This window comes from Pseudomonas pisciculturae (assembly GCF_015461805.1).
GTDB lineage: Bacteria > Pseudomonadota > Gammaproteobacteria > Pseudomonadales > Pseudomonadaceae > Aquipseudomonas > Aquipseudomonas pisciculturae.
Window position 1 is genome coordinate 213,732 of sequence record NZ_JACVZE010000009.1, and the last position, 18,375, is coordinate 232,106.

Genomic DNA, 18,375 nt, shown 5'->3' on the forward strand with positions numbered 1-18,375 from the left:
GGCGCGCCTTGCCAGAGCGCGTGACCGGGAGCCAGAATGCCGTCATCTGCCCCGCCTGATGTAAGGAAGCCCGATGCCTGATCCTGTTGCTGCCAGCTTGCGTCTAGCGCCCGAAGCGCTGACTCGCCCTTTCTCCGCTGAACAGTTCAGCTTCTCGACCACCAATGATTTGGAGCCCTTTCGCGGTGTGCTTGGCCAGGAACGTGCGGTTGAAGCCTTGCAGTTCGGTGTGGCGATGCCACGCCCCGGTTACAACGTGTTTGTCATGGGCGAACCGGGAACCGGTCGCTTTTCGTTCGTCAAACGCTACCTGAAAGCCGAAGGCAAACGCCTGCAGACCCCGGCCGACTGGGTCTACGTGAATAATTTCGATGAGCCTCGCGAGCCGCGTGCGCTGGAGTTGCCGGCCGGCGGCGCAGCGGCGTTCATCAGCGACATCAACGGTTTGATCGATAACCTGGTGGCGACCTTCCCTGCGGTCTTCGAACACCCGACCTACCAACAGCGCAAAAGCGCCATCGACCGTGCTTTCAACCAGCGTTACGACAAGGCCCTGGACGTGATCGAGCGCCTGGCGCTGGAAAAGGACGTGGCGCTGTATCGCGACAGCACCAACATCGCCTTCACCCCTATGCTCGACGGCAAGGCGTTGGATGAAGCCGAGTTTTCGCAACTGCCGGAAGCCGATCGTGAGCGCTTCCACACGGATATTTCCGAGCTGGAAGAACGCCTCAACGAAGAGTTGGCCAGCCTGCCGCAGTGGAAGCGCGAGTCGAACAACCAACTGCGGCAGTTCAACGAAGAAACCATCACCCTCGCCCTGCAGCCTTTGCTCGCCCCGTTGTCGGAAAAATACGCCGAGAACGCCGCCGTGTGCGGTTACCTGCAAGCCATGCAGGTGTACCTGCTCAAGACCGTGGTCGAGCAATTGGTGGATGACGCCAAGACCGACGCCCAGGCCCGCAAGCTGCTCGAAGAGCAATATTGCCCAAGCCTGGTGGTGGGCCACCCGGTCAACGGCGGCGCCCCGGTGGTATTCGAACCGCACCCGACCTACGACAACCTGTTCGGCCGTATCGAATACAGCACCGACCAAGGCGCGCTGTACACCACCTATCGCCAGCTGCGTGCGGGGGCTCTGCACCGCGCCAACGGTGGTTTCCTGATCCTGGAAGCCGAGAAGATGCTCAGCGAGCCGTTTGTGTGGGACGCCCTCAAGCGCTCGCTGCAATCGCGCAAGCTGAAGATGGAATCGCCCCTGGGCGAGCTGGGCCGCCTGGCCACCGTGACCCTCAACCCGCAGATGATCCCGTTGCAGGTCAAGGTCATCATCATCGGTTCGCGCCAGTTGTACTACGCGTTGCAGGACGCCGACCCGGACTTCCAGGAGATGTTCCGCGTACTGGTGGACTTCGACGAAGACATCCCGATGGTCGACGAAAGCCTGGAGCAGTTCGCCCAGTTGCTCAAAACCCGCACCTCGGAAGAAGGCATGGCGCCGCTGACCTCGGATGCGGTGGCGCGCCTGGCGACTTACAGCGCACGGTTGGCGGAGCATCAGGGCCGTTTGTCGGCGCGTATTGGGGATTTGTTCCAACTGGTCAGCGAGGCGGATTTCATTCGCCACCTGGCAGGTGACGAAATGACCGATGCCGGCCATATCGAACGGGCGCTCAAGGCCAAGGCCACGCGTACCGGGCGGGTGTCGGCGCGGATTCTCGACGACATGCTCGCTGGCGTGATCCTCATCGACACCGCCGGTGCCGCCGTGGGCAAGTGCAACGGGCTGACAGTGCTGGAAGTCGGGGACTCGGCCTTCGGTGTGCCGGCGCGCATTTCTGCCACGGTGTACCCGGGCGGCAGCGGTATCGTCGACATCGAGCGTGAGGTCAACCTCGGCCAGCCGATCCACTCCAAGGGCGTGATGATCCTCACCGGTTACCTGGGCAGCCGTTATGCCCAGGAATTCCCGCTGGCGATCTCGGCGAGTATCGCGCTGGAACAATCCTACGGTTATGTGGACGGTGACAGTGCGTCCCTCGGCGAGGCGTGCACCCTGATCTCGGCTCTGTCGAAGACGCCGCTCAAGCAGTGCTTTGCCATTACCGGCTCGATCAACCAGTTTGGTGAAGTGCAGGCGGTGGGTGGGGTTAACGAGAAGATCGAAGGCTTCTTCCGTCTTTGCGAGGCTCGCGGCTTGACCGGTGAGCAAGGGGCGATCATTCCCCAGGCCAACGTCGCTACCTTGATGCTGGATGAGAAGGTGCTACAGGCCGTGCGCGCTGGGCAGTTCCATATCTACGCGGTACGCCAGGCGGACGAGGCCTTGAGCCTGCTGGTGGGCGAGCCGGCGGGTGAGCCGGATGCTGAAGGGCAATTCCCGGAAGGCTCGGTGAATGCGCGGGTGGTGGAGCGTTTGCGGGTGATTGCGGAGATGATCAGCGAAGAAGACTTGAAGGAGGCGGAGAAGGAGTTGGCGCAGCAGGCGTTGGCCGAAGCCAAGCCCACCTGAGTTTTTGGCGTGATGCAGGACCAATGTGGGAGCTGGCTTGCCTGCGATGACGGATTCACAGCCAACACTTCTGTTGACTGACACACCGCTATCGCAGGCAAGCCAGCTCCCACAATGGGACAGCAGTGCTTTCGGGTGCAGCTGTCATGAAATTGACTCAGGGTTTGAGGGCCAACGCCCGTTGGTCCCTACAACCTTGGTTTATCGCGGTTTTCTTCTATTCTCTGCTCAAGGGATCTCTACAGGAGTCGCAGGATAGAGACAGCCTCGCCGAGCGTTGAGGTTGAACACCGATCTACCGAGGGTCGCCGCCATGCCGCGCAGCCTTTGCCTTACCCGCCAGTGCCTGGGCCTGATCACCCGTATCGAATGCTCCATTCGCCCTCTCGCGGGGGATAACGGGATGTGGACGCTGTTGTTTGCCGCCGGCATGACCGGCGAACAGCCTTCCACCATCAAGTCCCAAGGCCCGTTCCCCGGGCCTTTTGTGGCAGAAACCATGCTCGAATCCATCGTCGACAACCTGACGCTGCACGGCTATGAGAAAGCGGGCGACCCGCAGATCTGGTGCCTGCACATGCAGGCCCATCTGCGACAGCTCAACGGTGGGCGCTCGCAGGGCCTCAGTGACACCCAGCACTGACGGCTATTGAGCCTGGGGTTTGTCCAGCTTGACCTCGAAACCATATTGCACGGTAGTCAGGTCGGTGCGCTGGTAGGTTTCCAGCGTCGTCGGCTGGCCGTAGAAATAATGCACATCAAAGGTGGCCGTGCCGTACTCCTCGGCGCGGTGGCTTACGCCGAGAATTTCCTTGAGGTAGTTGCCGCTGGCGTCCTTGGCGTAGAAGCGCCAGCTGTCGGACGGGAAGTCCTTCTGGTCGACGACCAGCGCGTTGTCCTTGAGTGTCAGCCCCTTGGGCAACTTGCTCACGTCCACCGTGGCTTTCTCGATATTGGCCAGGAACAACGGAATCGAGCCGACCACAAAGGCCGGGTTCTCCGGGAACAGGTTGAGGTCGTAGGTGAGGGTGCCCCGGCTCGGGTTCAGTTCAAAGGCCTCAGTGGGCAACTCGATAGGCTCGCCGCGCTCACCCTTGTCGTCGGCGGTGAAAAAGGTCACCGGTGATTCGCTGCTGTTGCGTTCGGCGCCCACCAGGTCGTCGTTGAAAGTGAAGGGGTGATCGAACTCAATATGCGCTGCGCTGGCGTCTTCGGTGGACTGGCTAATGGTGACGCTGTTTTTCAGCTGGTCTTCGGTCATCGACGCGTCTTTGAGCCAGCTGGCGGCGCCGTCGTCATACACGGTGACCGGCATCGGCAAGGCCTGCACGGTTTGTTGCAGGCTGTTTTTGTCGAAACGCATCACCGGCAGGTCGAGGTCCTTGCGGGTGAGGGTGGCCGTGGAAAAATCCAGCATGTTGACCTGTAGGTTGTCGATCAGGCCATTGAAATACACCTTGGCGTAATGGCTGCTCTGTTTGTGTTCGAAGGCTTTTTGCGCGTCGGTGAGCTGTTTTTCGAACGCGTCAGACCAGACCTTCTGCTTCTGCATCTCGGCCAGTTGCTTCTCATAGAACGTCACCTGTGCGGCGTTTTCATTGATCGAACCTGAGCGGGTGAGGAATTGCCCGGTACTGTCCCGCGCCTGTAGCAGCAATGGGTTGGGAGACTCATCGCCCACGTCCGGGGCCAACGGTGCGCTATTGGTCAGCTCGATTTCGGCGTAGTTCTTTTCAAGCAGCAGCAGCTTGAGGGTGATAGTGCCCTCGGTGCGCGTGTGGCCTACGTCCTTTTTCGATAAGTCGAAGGTCAGCACCTTGCCCGGTGCGACCACCTCGATCGCGCCCTTGAGGCTGACGGGTTGCGGCTGGCTTTTATTCTCCGTCTCGATGCCTTCGATGAACGGGTAGGTCACCGTCAGGTCATCGGGGTTGGTCAGGTTGGAGCTGCTGGGGCTGAGCTGGATGCCGGGATCGGTTTCCGACCACTCCGGCTGAAAGGGGATGACTTTGTTGTTGCTCAAGGTCACCGACTGCCATTCCAGGCCGTGGGGGAACGGGAACTGCTCAAGCGTGTTGAAGCTGAACGGAAAGACCGGCTGCAAATCCGTCAGATAGTCGGAGTGCGAGGCCCTGCGCAGCACGAACAGGCCATTGATGTAAGTGTCCACCAGCGCCTGGGGCGTGGGGTAGTGCTTGAGCAGGGCCAGGGTGTCTTCGCCGTACTCGGCCTCGATGGGTTTGGTCGCGAGCTTGGCCTGCGCCCGTTCCAGTAACAACAGCGAGCCGCCAAGGTCGCCGATGGCGTCGCGCAGCTTGGGGTCTTGGATGGCGTCCAGCGACTGCTCGAACTTGGCGGTTTTCTCTTCGAGGCTGGCTTGTTTTTTCTCATCACTGGGGGAGCAGCCACTGGCAATCAACAACGCCGCGAACAGGCCGATGCTGGCCAAAGGGGATCGCACATCCATCATCTGAGTTTTCCTGTTCGACGTCATTGAGCCGATTTGATGGGCTCGACACTATCAGAAAAATTCTCTTACAGATGCTGCCTGGGTCAGTTTTGTCGTGGTTACAGGTGACTTGTAGCGGCTGGTATACTCGCCGCCATTTCTAGCCAAGCTGTGTGAGATCCCATGGAACGCTTTATCGAAAATACTATGTACGCTTCACGCTGGCTGTTGGCGCCGATCTACCTCGGGTTGTCCCTGGGGTTGCTGATCCTGGCGCTGAAATTCTTCCAGGAAATCATCCACGTCATCCCTAACATCTTCACCATGCTGGAAGCCGAGGTGATCCTGCTGCTGCTGTCGTTGATCGATATGGCACTGGTGGGCGGTTTGCTGGTGATGGTGATGATTTCGGGCTACGAGAACTTCGTCTCGCAGCTGGATATCGACGAAAACAAAGAAAAGCTCAACTGGCTGGGCACCATGGACTCTTCGTCCCTGAAGATGAAAGTGGCGGCCTCCATCGTGGCGATTTCTTCGATCCACTTGCTGCGCATCTTCATGGATGCCAAGAACGTCGATCCGGATCACCTGATGTGGTACGTGATCATCCACATGACCTTCGTGGTATCGGCGTTTGCCATGGGTTACCTCGACAAGCTCACCAAGCATTGATGCACCGCGCCGGCCTTACTGTTCGACGAAGTAGTAAGGCTGGCGGCTGATCGCCATCTGCTTGATGACGGTTACCTTCTCATTCAGCCCATTGGTGTGATCGAGCAACGCAACGTTGCCCGGCCTGGCGGTGAGGAAGGCACGCAGTTCGGGCTCGGTTTGCAGAATCGGCACGTAGCCCTGCATGTAGAACACCCCAGCGCCGGAGATACGTTCGTTCGGCTGGAACATCGCCACTTCTCGACCTTCTGCCTGCAATGCCTGGATCTGGCTGATCACCGGCACGAATGACTCACGCTTGTCGGCCTTGGGCGCAAACCAGAACGCCGCGCTCAGGTAGCTGGCAAAGAGCACGGTGAATACGCCTACGATCACGGGCCTGTGATAGCGGTACAGGCCTAGCTTGCGATCTTTCAGCCATTGCAGCAACACATAGGCATATTCCGTGGCCAGCACCGCGGCGGCCGGGGTGAGTGACATCAGGTAGACGGTACGTTTGCTGGAGGCCAGCGTCAGCAGGGTGAACTGCGCCACCAGCCAGAGGCTGAAAAACAGGCGGTAGCGATTGCGCATCAGGCTTTTACGGAAATGCCACAGGCCCAGATACACCAGGATGTTCCACGGCAGAAACGCCTCGGGTAGTTTGGCGATGTAGTAGTAAAACGGCTCGTAATGCCCGGCCTCGACAAACGAGCCGCTGAACCGCCCGACGCTATTGGTCCACAACACCTCGCCCACCGCCTGCATGCCACCGCGCTGGAACAAAAAAGCCAGCCAGATCATCAGCGGCACCAACGCCAACAAGGTGAACAACCCAGGCTTGAGCCAGTCACCGATGCGCAGGCGCTTGTCCATCACACTGGTCACAGCCAGGTACACAAAAATCACAATGCCCGGCATCGCCAGGCCCAGCACTCCTTTGCTCAGGGTGGCGATCACCATCCCGGCAGTAAACAGCGCCCACGGCCACACGCTAGCGCCTTGGCGTTCGGGCCGCATGGCTTGGTAGAACGCCAGCAACGCGGTCGTCACACCGAGGGTGAGCAAAGCGTCTTCACCCACACCGCGCACATTGCCCCAAAAACTGGCCATGGTCGCCAGGACCAGCGCGGCGCTGAACGCCAGCGTCTTGGGCCGGCCGAATTGGCGCAGCATCCCGTAGAACAGCATCACGCTGAACAACCCGGCAAACGCCGATGCCAGGCGCACGGCCCAGGTGGTGCCGCCAAACAGACGGATTGCACCGGCGTCGAGCCATAGGCTCAGGGGTGGTTTCTCTAGGAAAGGCTCGCGAAACAGGCGCGGAATTACCCAGTCATTGTCCAGATGCATGGCCATGGCGATCCCGGCGACGCGGGCTTCGGTGGAGCCTTGGAGTTCGTGGTTGCCTAGGGCGAAGAAGAACAGCAAACCAACCAGCAAGAACAGTAGGGGAGCGGGGCGCGTCATAGGGTGTGGCTACCAGGGCAGGAGGACCGTTTGGGGGAGTGGTCATTGCAATAGGCTAGTATCTGTTGGTGTTTCTGAATATTTTGTGAATGGGTGTGCAAATAGGACGAAAAGGCCAAGGCGCTGAATGGGCCTCGGCCTTTTTTTGATTACTGGGGCGTTTGGGTGTTTTGGGTGAGTACCAGTACCCGCTCAACCAACAACTCGCCTAGCACCACCAATTGTTGAGTGGCCAGTAGCTTGTGACGGTTGGCCCCTTCGAATTCAAAGGCCAGGTCGGTGGTCATGGCGTTGATTGAGGCTAGGGTTTCGCTGGCCTGGATCAGCAGGGTTTCGCAGGGGATGTCGGGGGCGAGGGTGAAGAGGGTGGTTGAAGGGGGATTTGGGTTGATCTTTTTCATAGTGAAGCTCCCACACTGTTTAAGGAGCTACCGCCCCCTGCTGTCAAACAGGATTGGGTGGCAGCTGTACGCGGGTTGACAGACCGGAAGTGTAGGAACCCGGCGCACCCGAAGATGCCCCACGCACAGCCACCATGAACGAGACCGGACATGCCGAGCATGCCGTCTTATCAAAGGGTGTGAAAGGTTACACTTTTCGGCCTGTCAAAGCCAGTCGCTGATGAGCAGCGGCTGAAAGAAGGTAGCGTTGTGAGGTTGGCTGCGCCAGTTCACCAATGGCGCGATATCTTGCAGGAAAATTCCGAAGCCCCTTGGGCGGCGCTTTTCCAAACGGAAGCATCAACAAAACCCGCACTTGGCGGGTTTTGTTGATGCTTCGAATTGGGACCGGGGTAATTTGAACTGCTTGCGTAACTTTATGATTTTAATCGATTATTTATGATTGAATTTTTATTGGAATACCTTTTCGCGAATTTCTTTATAATTCCTGTCCTTACATCGATCAAAGCTCAATTCGATAGTCGTACTTCGGATCAGCGGAACCTAGGCTTCTGATAGCGATTGCTGAGGGCTGTACGAGCCTGCTCGTAAACCTATTCCGCAAAAAGTCGCGGTCATGTGGCCTACATAGCCATTTTTCGATTAAAACTCTTCTGTAAGTGTCAACACGCTGGCAAGATCAAAATCGCGCGCCCTTAGCCTAGGGATCGCCCTAGATACGAAGGGTATGGGGAGTCCCCATACCCTTCTAGTAGTTTGCGCTTTCTGTGTAGGTCAAGAGTCGCGTCGCCATGAAGTCCCCCCGTTTCTGCTCACCACGTTGCGCGGGCTGCGGCCTCCTTTATGCCCTTGACTACCAGCTAGCAGTTGCGTCGCAGGTGCCGCGAAGACGCAAGCCTCAGGCGTCGTCGTCCCGTTCGCGTCTAACTCTTTTCTCATGAAACTCTATGAGAAACAGAAAGTTTGAACGGATGACGTAGAAGACCGATAGGGTTTGCAATAGAGTTGCGTAAATTATGATCGTTATTGCAAAATACTTTATATCCATACGATGGGTGTGATAGAAGGCGGTGCTGGATATAAGCGTTTTTCCGAGAAGAACATAGATGATTGCCATTGCGACTAAGGCGGAAATTATTATGCTCCCTACCATAGTTTTTAGTCTGGCGGAGTTCTCCTGTGCTTCGCTGAAGTCCGCACTGGAAACGTTGTCGGAAGTTATTCGGATTAACGCGTCCGGATATAAATATGCTACCCATATCCCCATAATGGTGAATACGCATCCAGACACATTTAGCAGTGCTCCACCATAGTCTTTTATATCGGCATAACTAACAGATATCGCAGACCATTTTACAAGGAAAAATAGTCCAAAAAATACAAGAACAGGGATGGCTATATAGAGTGACCACTCATGCCGTTTCTGCACTGTTTACCTCCGCTGAGGCTTGGTCTTCAGCCACCAGGGCCGCTTGTGCTGCATCTTCAAGTTCTTTTTGCTTGGCAATGCTTGCTATATATTCTGCTCGCTTAGGCGCTAAGTAGTCAAACAAGGTTGCCGCTGGAATAACATCCCTGCCGCCGTCCTCGATCGAAATTGAGTCGGTGAGGCGATACTCTTGTGCCCATGTTACACGTGAGTTCTGATCCATGAATCCAACTTTTTCCCAGCCGTCTGCATCCATATCTCCACTGGAAGCAATAATATCTAGAATTTCAGCCTTGCTCGGTGATGTCTCTATCTTAAGCTCTACTTTTAAGTTTTCTTTGATTTTTTGTCTGGGGCGACTGAATAATTTTGATACCACAGGGATACGAGACATACCGCCAACCCATCCCTCAAGAACTTCATCTTTTGCATAAGTAGGAACGAGTTTTCTATTTAGTACGTATTTTGTGGTATGTGCGATTTCGTTAATTTTGGCGTCGGTGGTGGAGAATATTTTTAGTGCTGCTTTGTATTTAAATGTCACCTTGTATTTAAACTCGTCATCTGCCTTGGTGGTAGTTTTGTTAGCAGCATCCTGTGAGGTGTCTTGGGTAGGTTTCGCCCCTGTGCCTTCGGCGGCCTCTATCACCTGTCTTTTTACATCGAAGTATACCCTGGTAAACGCTTTGTCTTGACCTGACGCTTTGACTTCCTCTTTGGTCTTGATGCCGGGAAACTTAACTCTGAAGTTTACACAGCCATTCAGCCAGTCGTGAACCATTTCTGAGTCGCAGCGCGAATTTTCAAATTTTACAGAAACCATGTATTTTTTACTTGGTATGAACCAATAATAGCTTGGGTGCCCCCAAATGACATCCTTTTGGTCTGCACCGGTTTCTGGCTTGAGGAACTTACTCAAATTTCCACTGCTGTCTAATTTGACTCCGACCATGGACTTGTCGTTTTCTGGATCAGATTTCCATAGAACGAACAGGAAGTCTCCGGTTGCCTCATCTTTATAGACGTCATGACAGTAGCAATTCACGCTTTTCGATTTTGCAGAGTCGTCCCACGGCACTGTGGTTTTGAAAGATCGACCGCTCACCCAGTTTTTGATGGCCTCAAGTACGACCTCCGCTTCGAGCCCATAACAGTTGTCCGAAACAAAGCCGTACAGGCCGCACTTCTCGATTTCAAAAAAGTTTAGGGTACCAGTGCGACGCATAAATCAGATCCTTCGGATTTCGTTGGGGGTAAAGGCGTACTGGAGTGTTTCCGTTCACCTATGATTTTTCTCGATCTTAATGAGGTGGCGACTCGGCCTGGATAGGTGGCGCAACCAATCTGACATCATAAAGGTTGCCTGCCATGATGGCTATTCGCCCGAATTCTTGAGCACTCAGATGGCTGGGTAGCTAAGAGATAGCTTGGTTGGCCAAGAATCGATCTGCGCCGAAATTTTGGACACCATCGCCCTTATCGCAAGGAGAAAAGACTGCTTTGAAGACTATTTGTTGGAGTGTTTGGAGATCGAGTGCTGAAAACCGACAGGCTCAGATTACTGTAAGCTGATCGCCCGGGACTAGCAGGCCGGAGAAATTGGGCCAAGAGACGTATTTTTGGGTGTAGTCCATGATCGTTTCCAGAAGCCAGTTCATCCCTGTTTCCGGTCCGCGTATTCCGCACTCCCAGAGCTCGATTACTCGCCAGCCTGACCTGAGCAGTTCATCTCGGTTCCTGATGTCACGCTTCACGTTCTGATCGAATTTCGTCTGCCAAAAGTCCTCATGGGTCTTTGGGTTCGTGGCGTATCTGCAGCCCGGATGCCTGTGCCACAAGCAACCATGAACGAAGATGCAGACCCGGTGACGAGGGAGTACGATATCGGGTTTGCCAGGAAGATTTCGCTGATGCAAGCGATACCTGAAGCCGTGCCGATGAAGCAGCTTCCTGACCTTCATCTCTGGCAATGTATCGCTGCAGCGGATGCCCGCCATCATTCGAGACCTGACTTCTCTGCTGACTATGTCCATGAACAACCCAAGGTAACCTTGCCCTTGTCGCAGGATACCTTCTTGGTATCAGCAGAAACGATATCCATCAGAGCCTTTTCCGGGACCAAATATCCGCGGATGTCGGTGCCGAGCTCCTAATCCTGTCGGACGGGTGTTCCGTGATCAATTTAGTCTCGGCACCATCCGCGTTGAATCAATCGAGCTTGACACACGACTTGCGAACACGGAAAACAGATAATATACGGGCAAAACTGATGTACTCATAAAGGTTCACGCAACCTGCAAAGGCGACACCTCGCGGCATTTTCATTACACTCTGACACGATGTAGCATTTGGCGTCCGGTTGACAATTCGTCAAGTCGGGCTGCGCCGTGTGGTATGAGCAGGCCTGAGCTGCCGTCCTTCTGCGCTTCGTGCAGCTGGTCTTGGCGCATGTTCCCTATGAGAGATACCGGATGTCCATCCAAACCGAGCTGCACAAATCGCAGCCCAGCAATACCTACGAAAAACCCATTACTCTGGATGCAGACCTGTCCACCTCGACTGGCAAGAATTCCCGCGCCTCTACCCCAGACGACGAGCTGATCCGTAGCAAGCTGCAGCATATTCAGGAAAGCGGCGAAATCCGCTACATGGACATGTTCGCAGGCTGTGGCGGCATATCTCTTGGCTTCCTGACCGCCGGATTTACACCGGTCGCATCGATCGAAATGGACCCGTGGGCTGCGAAGTCGCACGGAGCCAACTTCGGCTCGCGCTCGGTCGGGGGTGACAAGGAAGCGCATCACGCCCCGCGCGACGCGGTAGCCGAAACCGCAGAAACCGTCTTTGGCGATCTCGGACTGCAGGGCGCCACGGACCATCAGATCGATGTCCTCGTCGGCGGGCCACCCTGTCAGGCGTTCGCCCGTGTAGGCCGGGCTAAGCTCCGCGAGCAGGCCCGCCTGCGCGAAGAGGTGACCGCAGACGAAGCCTTCCTGGTGGATGGACGAGTCAGCCTGTGGGAGCGCTACGTCGCATTCATCCGGGCGACAAAGCCCGTTGCGCTTCTGATGGAGAACGTACCAGACATCCTCAACCATGGCGGCACCAATGTTGCCGAGCTTGTTTCCAAAAGCCTTGCCGAAGAAGGCTACGACGTAGCCTACACACTGCTGAATTCCGTCTGGTACGGCGTTCCGCAGATACGGGAACGCATGATTTTGGTAGGCTTCCATCGTTCGACCGGCATCAAGCCAAAATTTCCGGTGCCAACGCACCACTTGGTTCTGCCATCCGGCTACACCAGCTCCAAGAATGCTGCGAGGCGTGTTATCAAAGCCGAAGGCTCAGCGCACCACCGCTGGATTCCCGATCCAGCTCCCGACTCTCCCGCGGCCACATCAGCCTCTGATGCGCTAGCGGATCTGCCGCACCTGTACGCCGAAGAAATGCTTCGCTCGGGAGCCATTCGTCGCGGGGCGAAAGACCCGTCAGAACCTGTCGAGTACACAGCAAAAAAACCGTCGACTGCCTATTCGCGCCTTATGCGGGAGTGGCAAGGATTTACGACCAAGGCTACGACTGGCCATGTTTTTCGGTATCTGCCGCGCGACTACAAGATCTTCGCCGAGATTCAGCCTGGCTGGGAGTACCCGCAGGTGCATGCCTATGTAGAGCAGAAAATTGCGAACTGGCTTGCCGACCGCAGGAGACTCGGTTTGCCCACCGACCCGAGAAACGCAGACGTCAGCACATACATTAAGTCCTGGCGCATCCCGTATGATCCGGGAAAGTTTCCGAATAAGTGGTGGAAGCTCCGCCCCGATGCCCCGGTACGTACGCTGATGGCGCACCTCGGCAAGGACTCCTATTCCCACATCCACTTCGACTCGAAACAGGCACGCACCATCACCGTCCGTGAGGCTGCGCGGCTCCAGTCATTCCCTGACGGTTTCGTTTTCAAAGGAACGATGAACCCGGCATTCAAGCAGATCGGCAACGCCGTGCCACCGCTCTTTGCATATGCTATCGCTCGTGGAATGCGGGAGTGCTTGGGGGCGCCGGAGACACTGGACATGCGTGTAGCACTGTTCGATTTGGAGCAATCACAAATCAAGACTACTGAGGGCAGTAAGTGAAGTTCACCATTCTCCGACTGCTGACTCATTCCGAACTCGGCATGTTTCATGAGTACCGCCGTCAGGGGAAGGAACGCGCCAAGCAGCGTTCCATCAACTTCGACTTGGACGTCGTCAACAGGGTTTTTCCTTCAGCAGAGACCCCTGACACCATCGCAATCACCTGCCGGCGTCTCGAAGACGAAGTTACCGTGGTTGAGATTGCTTCATGGCTCAAGCGGCAGCACAAAAATTGGAGATTCGAGGGCGATTGCCCGAAAAGCTGCTTCTACAGTTTCGTCGACCCAGGCGTTCTGTTCGCAATGGTGGTTGACGCCTCGACCACCCCGGCCAATGCATCCTGGGTTGTCATCCCAGCAGACCACCCAGCCTGCTCTTCGATCCTCGGCCATGGAGAGAGCACCCGTCTCGGCAAATCCGCAATGATCGCGTTGTACGGTGATGAAGGCCAGCACTGCCAAGCAGTGCTCTCGGATCACTTCCCGCAGGTATTCCAGGAGGCAGAAACCGTGTCCGTGACGTCACAAAAAGAAAACGACAACAACCGCGACGACGATGACGCCGCACCGGACCCGCTCGGTCTCTTCAAGATCCTGGCTCGTGCCGGGCACAGCCTGCCCAGCGCCGTGGCCGACCTAGTGGATAACAGCCTGTCGCATGGCGCTCGGGAGATCGACATCACCTTCCCGAACCCCAATGCGGGCGGCCGGTGGATGTGCATTCGCGACGACGGCACGGGCATGACTCCATCGGGGCTGCGCGATGCCATGAAGATCGGGCACCAGCGTGAATACGATGACGGCGATCTGGGCAAGTTCGGCTATGGGCTGAAGGGTGCGGCCTGGTCCCAAGCCGATCGACTGACGGTCGTATCGAAAGCTGCCGGAAACGAGAGCTCGACACTCACCTGGGACAAGGAACACCTTGCCAAGACGCGCCGCTGGGCGCTTCTGAGTGACCCGGTAGCTCCCGAGCATGCCTCGGCAGTGGACATCGGCGACTCGGGCACTGCCGTGCTGCTCACGCAGATGCGCCCCTCGATGGAGCCTGCGAGAGGCAGGGCAGATTCTCCCTACGCGCAGGAACTCGCTGCCATCAAGTCGCACCTCGAACTGGTCTTCCATCGTTACCTTGAAGGCAAGGCGCGCGGACGCGAGAAGGTCGTCATACGGCTGAATGATGAGGTTCTGTGTGCCAATAACCCCATGGGGCACCCGCTGACGAGAGAGTACGACCAGCATCGCATCGAGCTTCCCAGCGCCTCTCCAGACAAGATTCCTGTCCTCTATGTTCGTGCGTACGTCACGCCTAACGAGGCAGAATTCGACGAATACATCAAGGATCTGCCGCCGTTGGAACAACGCGTCGAACGCGACCGTCACACCCTGAATGGCCGCGCAAACGATGCTCAGGGCCTTTACTTCTATCGACTTGACCGCCTCATCAAATGGGGCGGCTGGGAAGATCTCTTCGCCAAGGATGAGCACACCAAGCTGATTCGTGTCGCAGTCGACTTCGACAGGCTGGCAGATGAGCAGCTGCAGGTAGATATCAGCAAGCAGCTCATTCGCCTGCCTTTTGCGATCACCAAGCCCCTCGGAGACCTGATCAAGAGCCCTCGCGCAGCAGCCCGCCTCCGATACAACAAGAAGGAAAAACCTGCGCCGACTCTGAAAGGAGGCAGCAAGACTGCGTCGCCGGCCGGCACGCCAGCGCCAGGCGGCTTCTTGCCTCCAACGACAGCCGCGGGAGGCTCTTCTGTAGAGGCACCTGCCCCGGCTCCTACGGCAAAGAAGGACAGAACTTCAATCCGCCTTGTCAGCAGCGGCGACAAGCCATGGCAACGCAAGACCGGGTTCAAGGGAGAGGAAGTCGAGGTCACACCGCTGATGCCGACGCTGATGACGCTCGTGCAACTCATCGACAAGGATGCCGAGGCCAAGACGGCTCTGTCTGAATTCCTTCGCGCACTGGAGACGGCCGGTGTCCTAGACCAGCTGACGGACAAGGCCTGATGCTGGCCCGGCTTCCGCTTCCCCTTACACTAAAGCCCAGGCTGACCCTGTGGGCCGATGCAACCGCCTGGACAAACTGGTCCCGGCATGAAGCCTATCTGCGGGCCCAGCCAAAATGGAAGCCGCATCAAATTGCGTCGATCGCGGAAGAGTCACTGCGGATTATCTCGAAGACCACGCCGGTAGGTCGCCCGGAATTCCAGTGCCGCGGTCTGGTCGTCGGCTACGTTCAGTCAGGCAAGACCGCCAACTTCACGGCTGTTGCAGCGCGCGCAGCAGATGTCGGCTATCGCCTGATCATCGTTCTTTCAGGTATTCACGATTCACTGCGGAACCAGACACAGAAGCGCTTGGATCTGGAGCTGGTCGGGACTGGCGTTGACTGGATCACGCTGACCGACGAGGCTTCAGACTTTCGTGAGCCGGAGGTGGCCGACGGATTCGCATCGACCGGTACCGTTCTGATCGTCGCGAAGAAGATCACGCCGATCCTGAAACGGCTCAACCAGTGGTTCGGCAAGCTCGAAGGCCGGCTTGCTGATGTACCGGTTCTTCTCATCGATGACGAAGCCGATCAGGCCTCCATCAATACACGCGGAAATCGGCGCGACCCCAGTATCGACACCGACACCGAATCGGATGACGACACGGCCCCGTCACTGACCAACGCCCTGATTCGCGACATTCTCAAAAAAATTCCGCGTGCCACATACATCGCCTACACGGCTACGCCATTCGCCAACATCCTTATCGACCCAGACGCCACCGACAGCCAGGTCGGCGAAGACCTATTCCCCAAGGACTTCGTTGTGCAGCTTCCGCGGCCGGACGGCTACACGGGAACGGAAGAGCTTTTCGGCGTCAGCTCGCAGGGCCGCGATGTACTGCGTCCTGTAGACGCGGCGGATGTGAAGGCTCTGAAGCCGAAGCAGCGCAAGAGGAGCGAGGCGATCGTTGCCCGGGGACCGCTGGATCTTCCCCCGTCGCTCGCCGATGCCCTCCTGACCTTTGCACTTGCCGGCGCCATCAGACTGCAGCGCGGCCAGATCGGTAAGCCGAACACGATGCTGGTGCACGTATCCCATCTCCAGCAGGACCAGTTGCGTATTGGAGGGGCGATCGAGGAGCAGATCCGCAATTGGTTCCATCATGAGAACGCCGAACCCGGCGTGCTCAAACAGATGTTCCGGTCAACGCTCGCAGGGCTGGGGCCGGTAGATCTGCCTTGCAGTGAAGAGGTTCTACTGGAAGAGGCAGTGACGAACCTAGCCCGCCTAGTCGTCGTTGTGCTCAATAGCACGACGGGCGATGAGCTGGAATACGACGCCAAGCCTGGACGGCAGCTCGTTGCAGTGGGTGGCAATCGGCTGTCGCGCGGATTGACGCTTGAGGGACTAACGATCGCATACTTCCTGCGCACTACAACGCTGGCAGACGCTCTGCTGCAGATGGCCCGCTGGTATGGTTTCAGGACAGGCTATGAAGACCTGATCCGCATCTGGACAACCGAAGGCATCGCTCAGTGGTTTGTGGAGCTGGCGCTGGTCGAAGAATCCCTGCGTGACTCCATCACGGCACTGAACAAGGCCGGCCGCAGGCCTGACCAGATGGCCATCCGGATGCGCTCCCATTCAAAGCTCCTGCTTACCAGCAAGAACAAGAGCAGGATGCAGACGGATGATGCACGGTCATGGTCTGGCGAAAACCCGCAGACGATTCTGTTTCCCATGCAGGACCGGGAACTGCTGGAACGGAATTTGGACTTGGCGTCCGCCCTACTGCGACAGCACCCCCCGACACAGGATGCACACGGCGGCGCCATAGCACACGATGTGCCGGCTGAGGACATCGCACTGTTCCTGAGGCGTTATGAAGGGCACCCGAACAGCATTGCATTTCTGGGCGCAGAGATTGCCGACTGGATCCTGGAGCGAACTGAAGCGGGAGAGCTGACGAACTGGACCGTGTTCGTAGCCAACCCGGAGCGGGAACGACAGGTACTCCTGGGTGGAAGGCCTTTCGGCCTTGTTCGACGTTCTTTGCAGGCCAACGAGTCGATTGGCATCTTGATCGATCCACGCCATGAAGGTGTCGACCTGCATGGCGGGCCGGGGAACTACCGTGCTGGCTCAGGCTTCAATGCACGGGCAATGCGCGAGGAGCGACCCGCACAGCAGGGCTTGCTCCTGCTCTACCCCCTGGATCCCGAACCGCTCCGCGCGCCAACACAGGCAGTGCTGGGCCTCGCGCTTTCTCTGCCTCGCACTGCGGACGGCGAACAACGGCTTGTCGTGAACCGTGGGGTACGCAATGGTTGAGATCACGCAGGACCGCTGGGCAAGTCTGCGCGAGCAGCGACTTTCGCACGAGGACATCTACGAACAGGCGACCGAAGACCTGGAAGCAGCGCTGATCGGAGTGTCAGATGACGGACGCCTGCACCTGCTGCTGGCCATTGATGTTGTCCCGCAAAACCTGCCGCCGGACCTGCAGAGCCTTCAGGTCCGGATCCTGGAAGGCGGACAGACTTGGCTCGACGTTTCCGCACGCAGCCACCACGAAGAACTGCTCACTCTGGTAGCCAACAAGGTCCTCCACGCTATCCGCATTGAAGGCCGCGATCCTGTTGTCTCGGTTGAACGCATCATCGACGATATGCGTGCGGCATTGCGCCCGCTCGCACCTGACCTGAGCGCGGTAGAGCAGATCGGTCTTTTCGGCGAACTCTGGGTGCTGTCCAATGTGCTGTTCCCGACCATCGGCCCGCGCGTCAGCCACCTTTGGAGCGGCCCTGAAAGCGAACGTCATGATTTCGTCGGACAGGGCGTCCACGTCGAAGTGAAGACCACCACGCGATCGGAACCGAAGCACGAGATATCCCGTTTTGATCAGCTGAAGGCACCCGCCACCAAGCGCCTCCTGTTTGTCAGCGTTATGCTTGAGCGCAGCCTCGGCGGCGACGAAACGCTGGCAGACCGCGTCGATGAAATTCGAGAGAAACTGGTATCCGATGGGCGTGCGCTAGATGTTTTCGATTCACGCCTAGAACAACTCGGTTGGCACGAGGGCCTACGGCAGACAGGCGCACTCCTCCGGTTCACATTCCGCGATGTCCATGTCTTCGAAGTTGCAGGTAACTTCCCCAGGCTCCCCGATGACTACGTGCCGCCACTCGGTGTGACAGGCATTAAGTACAGCATCAATGTCGGCAGCCTGCCGTCACTCGATGTATCGGAGGTTAAGGAAGTTCTATTAACCGCCTAGCGCGTCACCCCATGCCGGATGTCATGATCTCGTTTAGCCGCTGGCTAA

Annotated in this window: 12 protein-coding genes; 7 read left to right on the plus strand and 5 right to left on the minus strand. The window is 57.2% G+C overall.

Annotated elements, in window-relative coordinates:
• Positions 1-73: 73 nt before the first annotated feature.
• Both ICY20_RS23450 and ICY20_RS23455 read left to right on the plus strand, forming a co-directional pair.
• Positions 74-2,512, plus strand: a complete 2,439-nt coding sequence (locus ICY20_RS23450; protein ID WP_122512576.1) for a Lon protease family protein — start codon at positions 74-76, stop codon at positions 2,510-2,512.
• A 313-nt stretch (positions 2,513-2,825) separates the two neighbouring features.
• Positions 2,826-3,155, plus strand: coding sequence for a PA4575 family protein (locus ICY20_RS23455; RefSeq protein WP_159956083.1), 330 nt, complete (start codon positions 2,826-2,828; stop codon positions 3,153-3,155).
• Between the two features lie 3 nt (positions 3,156-3,158).
• On the opposite strand, the gene ICY20_RS23460 is transcribed toward ICY20_RS23455, so the two are convergent.
• The gene (locus ICY20_RS23460; RefSeq protein ID WP_194938703.1) at positions 3,159-4,982 is read right to left on the minus strand and encodes a hypothetical protein; all 1,824 of its coding nucleotides are present in this window, start codon (positions 4,980-4,982) and stop codon (positions 3,159-3,161) included.
• Positions 4,983-5,144: 162 nt separating this feature from the next.
• Here ICY20_RS23460 and ICY20_RS23465 point away from each other — a divergent pair, with 162 nt between their 5' ends.
• The gene (locus tag ICY20_RS23465) at positions 5,145-5,633 is read left to right on the plus strand and encodes a TIGR00645 family protein (protein ID WP_105523340.1); all 489 of its coding nucleotides are present in this window, start codon (positions 5,145-5,147) and stop codon (positions 5,631-5,633) included.
• 15 nt (positions 5,634-5,648) lie between these two features.
• On the opposite strand, the gene ICY20_RS23470 is transcribed toward ICY20_RS23465, so the two are convergent.
• The 4 genes from ICY20_RS23470 to ICY20_RS23485 all read right to left on the minus strand — a co-directional run bounded on the left by ICY20_RS23470 (position 5,649) and on the right by ICY20_RS23485 (position 10,945).
• Positions 5,649-7,082: an ArnT family glycosyltransferase gene (locus tag ICY20_RS23470; RefSeq protein WP_194938704.1), complete on the minus strand. Its 1,434-nt coding sequence runs from the start codon at positions 7,080-7,082 to the stop codon at positions 5,649-5,651.
• A 149-nt stretch (positions 7,083-7,231) separates the two neighbouring features.
• A complete protein-coding gene (locus tag ICY20_RS23475) occupies positions 7,232-7,483 on the minus strand; it encodes a DUF6124 family protein (protein WP_194938705.1) in 252 nt (83 codons plus the stop codon).
• A 1,412-nt stretch (positions 7,484-8,895) separates the two neighbouring features.
• Complete coding sequence (locus ICY20_RS23480; RefSeq protein WP_194938706.1) at positions 8,896-10,137, minus strand: hypothetical protein; 1,242 nt, start codon at positions 10,135-10,137, stop codon at positions 8,896-8,898.
• Between the two features lie 328 nt (positions 10,138-10,465).
• Positions 10,466-10,945 carry a very short patch repair endonuclease gene (locus ICY20_RS23485; protein WP_194938707.1) on the minus strand — a complete coding sequence of 160 codons (480 nt, stop codon included), beginning with the start codon at positions 10,943-10,945 and terminating at the stop codon, positions 10,466-10,468.
• A 438-nt stretch (positions 10,946-11,383) separates the two neighbouring features.
• Between ICY20_RS23485 and ICY20_RS23490 the strand changes: the two genes are divergently transcribed.
• The 4 genes from ICY20_RS23490 to ICY20_RS23505 are packed head-to-tail and all read left to right on the plus strand — an operon-like array spanning position 11,384 to position 18,327.
• Positions 11,384-13,048, plus strand: a complete 1,665-nt coding sequence (locus tag ICY20_RS23490) for a DNA cytosine methyltransferase (RefSeq protein WP_194938708.1) — start codon at positions 11,384-11,386, stop codon at positions 13,046-13,048.
• Positions 13,045-15,063: an ATP-binding protein gene (locus ICY20_RS23495; protein WP_324187961.1), complete on the plus strand. Its 2,019-nt coding sequence runs from the start codon at positions 13,045-13,047 to the stop codon at positions 15,061-15,063. Before ICY20_RS23490 ends, ICY20_RS23495 begins: the two co-directional genes overlap by 4 nt.
• A complete protein-coding gene (locus ICY20_RS23500; protein ID WP_194938709.1) occupies positions 15,063-17,381 on the plus strand; it encodes a Z1 domain-containing protein in 2,319 nt (772 codons plus the stop codon). The genes ICY20_RS23495 and ICY20_RS23500 overlap by 1 nt, the downstream gene beginning before the upstream one ends.
• Positions 17,374-18,327 (plus strand): PD-(D/E)XK motif protein, encoded by a 954-nt coding sequence (locus ICY20_RS23505; protein ID WP_194938710.1) that lies wholly within the window; start codon positions 17,374-17,376, stop codon positions 18,325-18,327. The genes ICY20_RS23500 and ICY20_RS23505 overlap by 8 nt, the downstream gene beginning before the upstream one ends.
• Positions 18,328-18,375: the final 48 nt, after the last annotated feature.

Excerpts from the sequence above, each read along its gene's own strand:
- ICY20_RS23505 (WP_194938710.1), top strand. The coding sequence starts at position 17,374 with ATGGTTGAGATCACGCAGGACCGCTGGGCAAGTCTGCGCGAGCAGCGA.
- ICY20_RS23490 (WP_194938708.1), top strand. The coding sequence starts at position 11,384 with ATGTCCATCCAAACCGAGCTGCACAAATCGCAGCCCAGCAATACCTAC.
- ICY20_RS23450 (WP_122512576.1), top strand. The coding sequence starts at position 74 with ATGCCTGATCCTGTTGCTGCCAGCTTGCGTCTAGCGCCCGAAGCGCTG.
- ICY20_RS23460 (WP_194938703.1), bottom strand. The coding sequence starts at position 4,982 with ATGATGGATGTGCGATCCCCTTTGGCCAGCATCGGCCTGTTCGCGGCG.
- ICY20_RS23470 (WP_194938704.1), bottom strand. The coding sequence starts at position 7,082 with ATGACGCGCCCCGCTCCCCTACTGTTCTTGCTGGTTGGTTTGCTGTTC.
- ICY20_RS23500 (WP_194938709.1), top strand. The coding sequence starts at position 15,063 with ATGCTGGCCCGGCTTCCGCTTCCCCTTACACTAAAGCCCAGGCTGACC.
- ICY20_RS23485 (WP_194938707.1), bottom strand. The coding sequence starts at position 10,945 with ATGGACATAGTCAGCAGAGAAGTCAGGTCTCGAATGATGGCGGGCATC.
- ICY20_RS23480 (WP_194938706.1), bottom strand. The coding sequence starts at position 10,137 with ATGCGTCGCACTGGTACCCTAAACTTTTTTGAAATCGAGAAGTGCGGC.
- ICY20_RS23465 (WP_105523340.1), top strand. The coding sequence starts at position 5,145 with ATGGAACGCTTTATCGAAAATACTATGTACGCTTCACGCTGGCTGTTG.
- ICY20_RS23455 (WP_159956083.1), top strand. The coding sequence starts at position 2,826 with ATGCCGCGCAGCCTTTGCCTTACCCGCCAGTGCCTGGGCCTGATCACC.
- ICY20_RS23475 (WP_194938705.1), bottom strand. The coding sequence starts at position 7,483 with ATGAAAAAGATCAACCCAAATCCCCCTTCAACCACCCTCTTCACCCTC.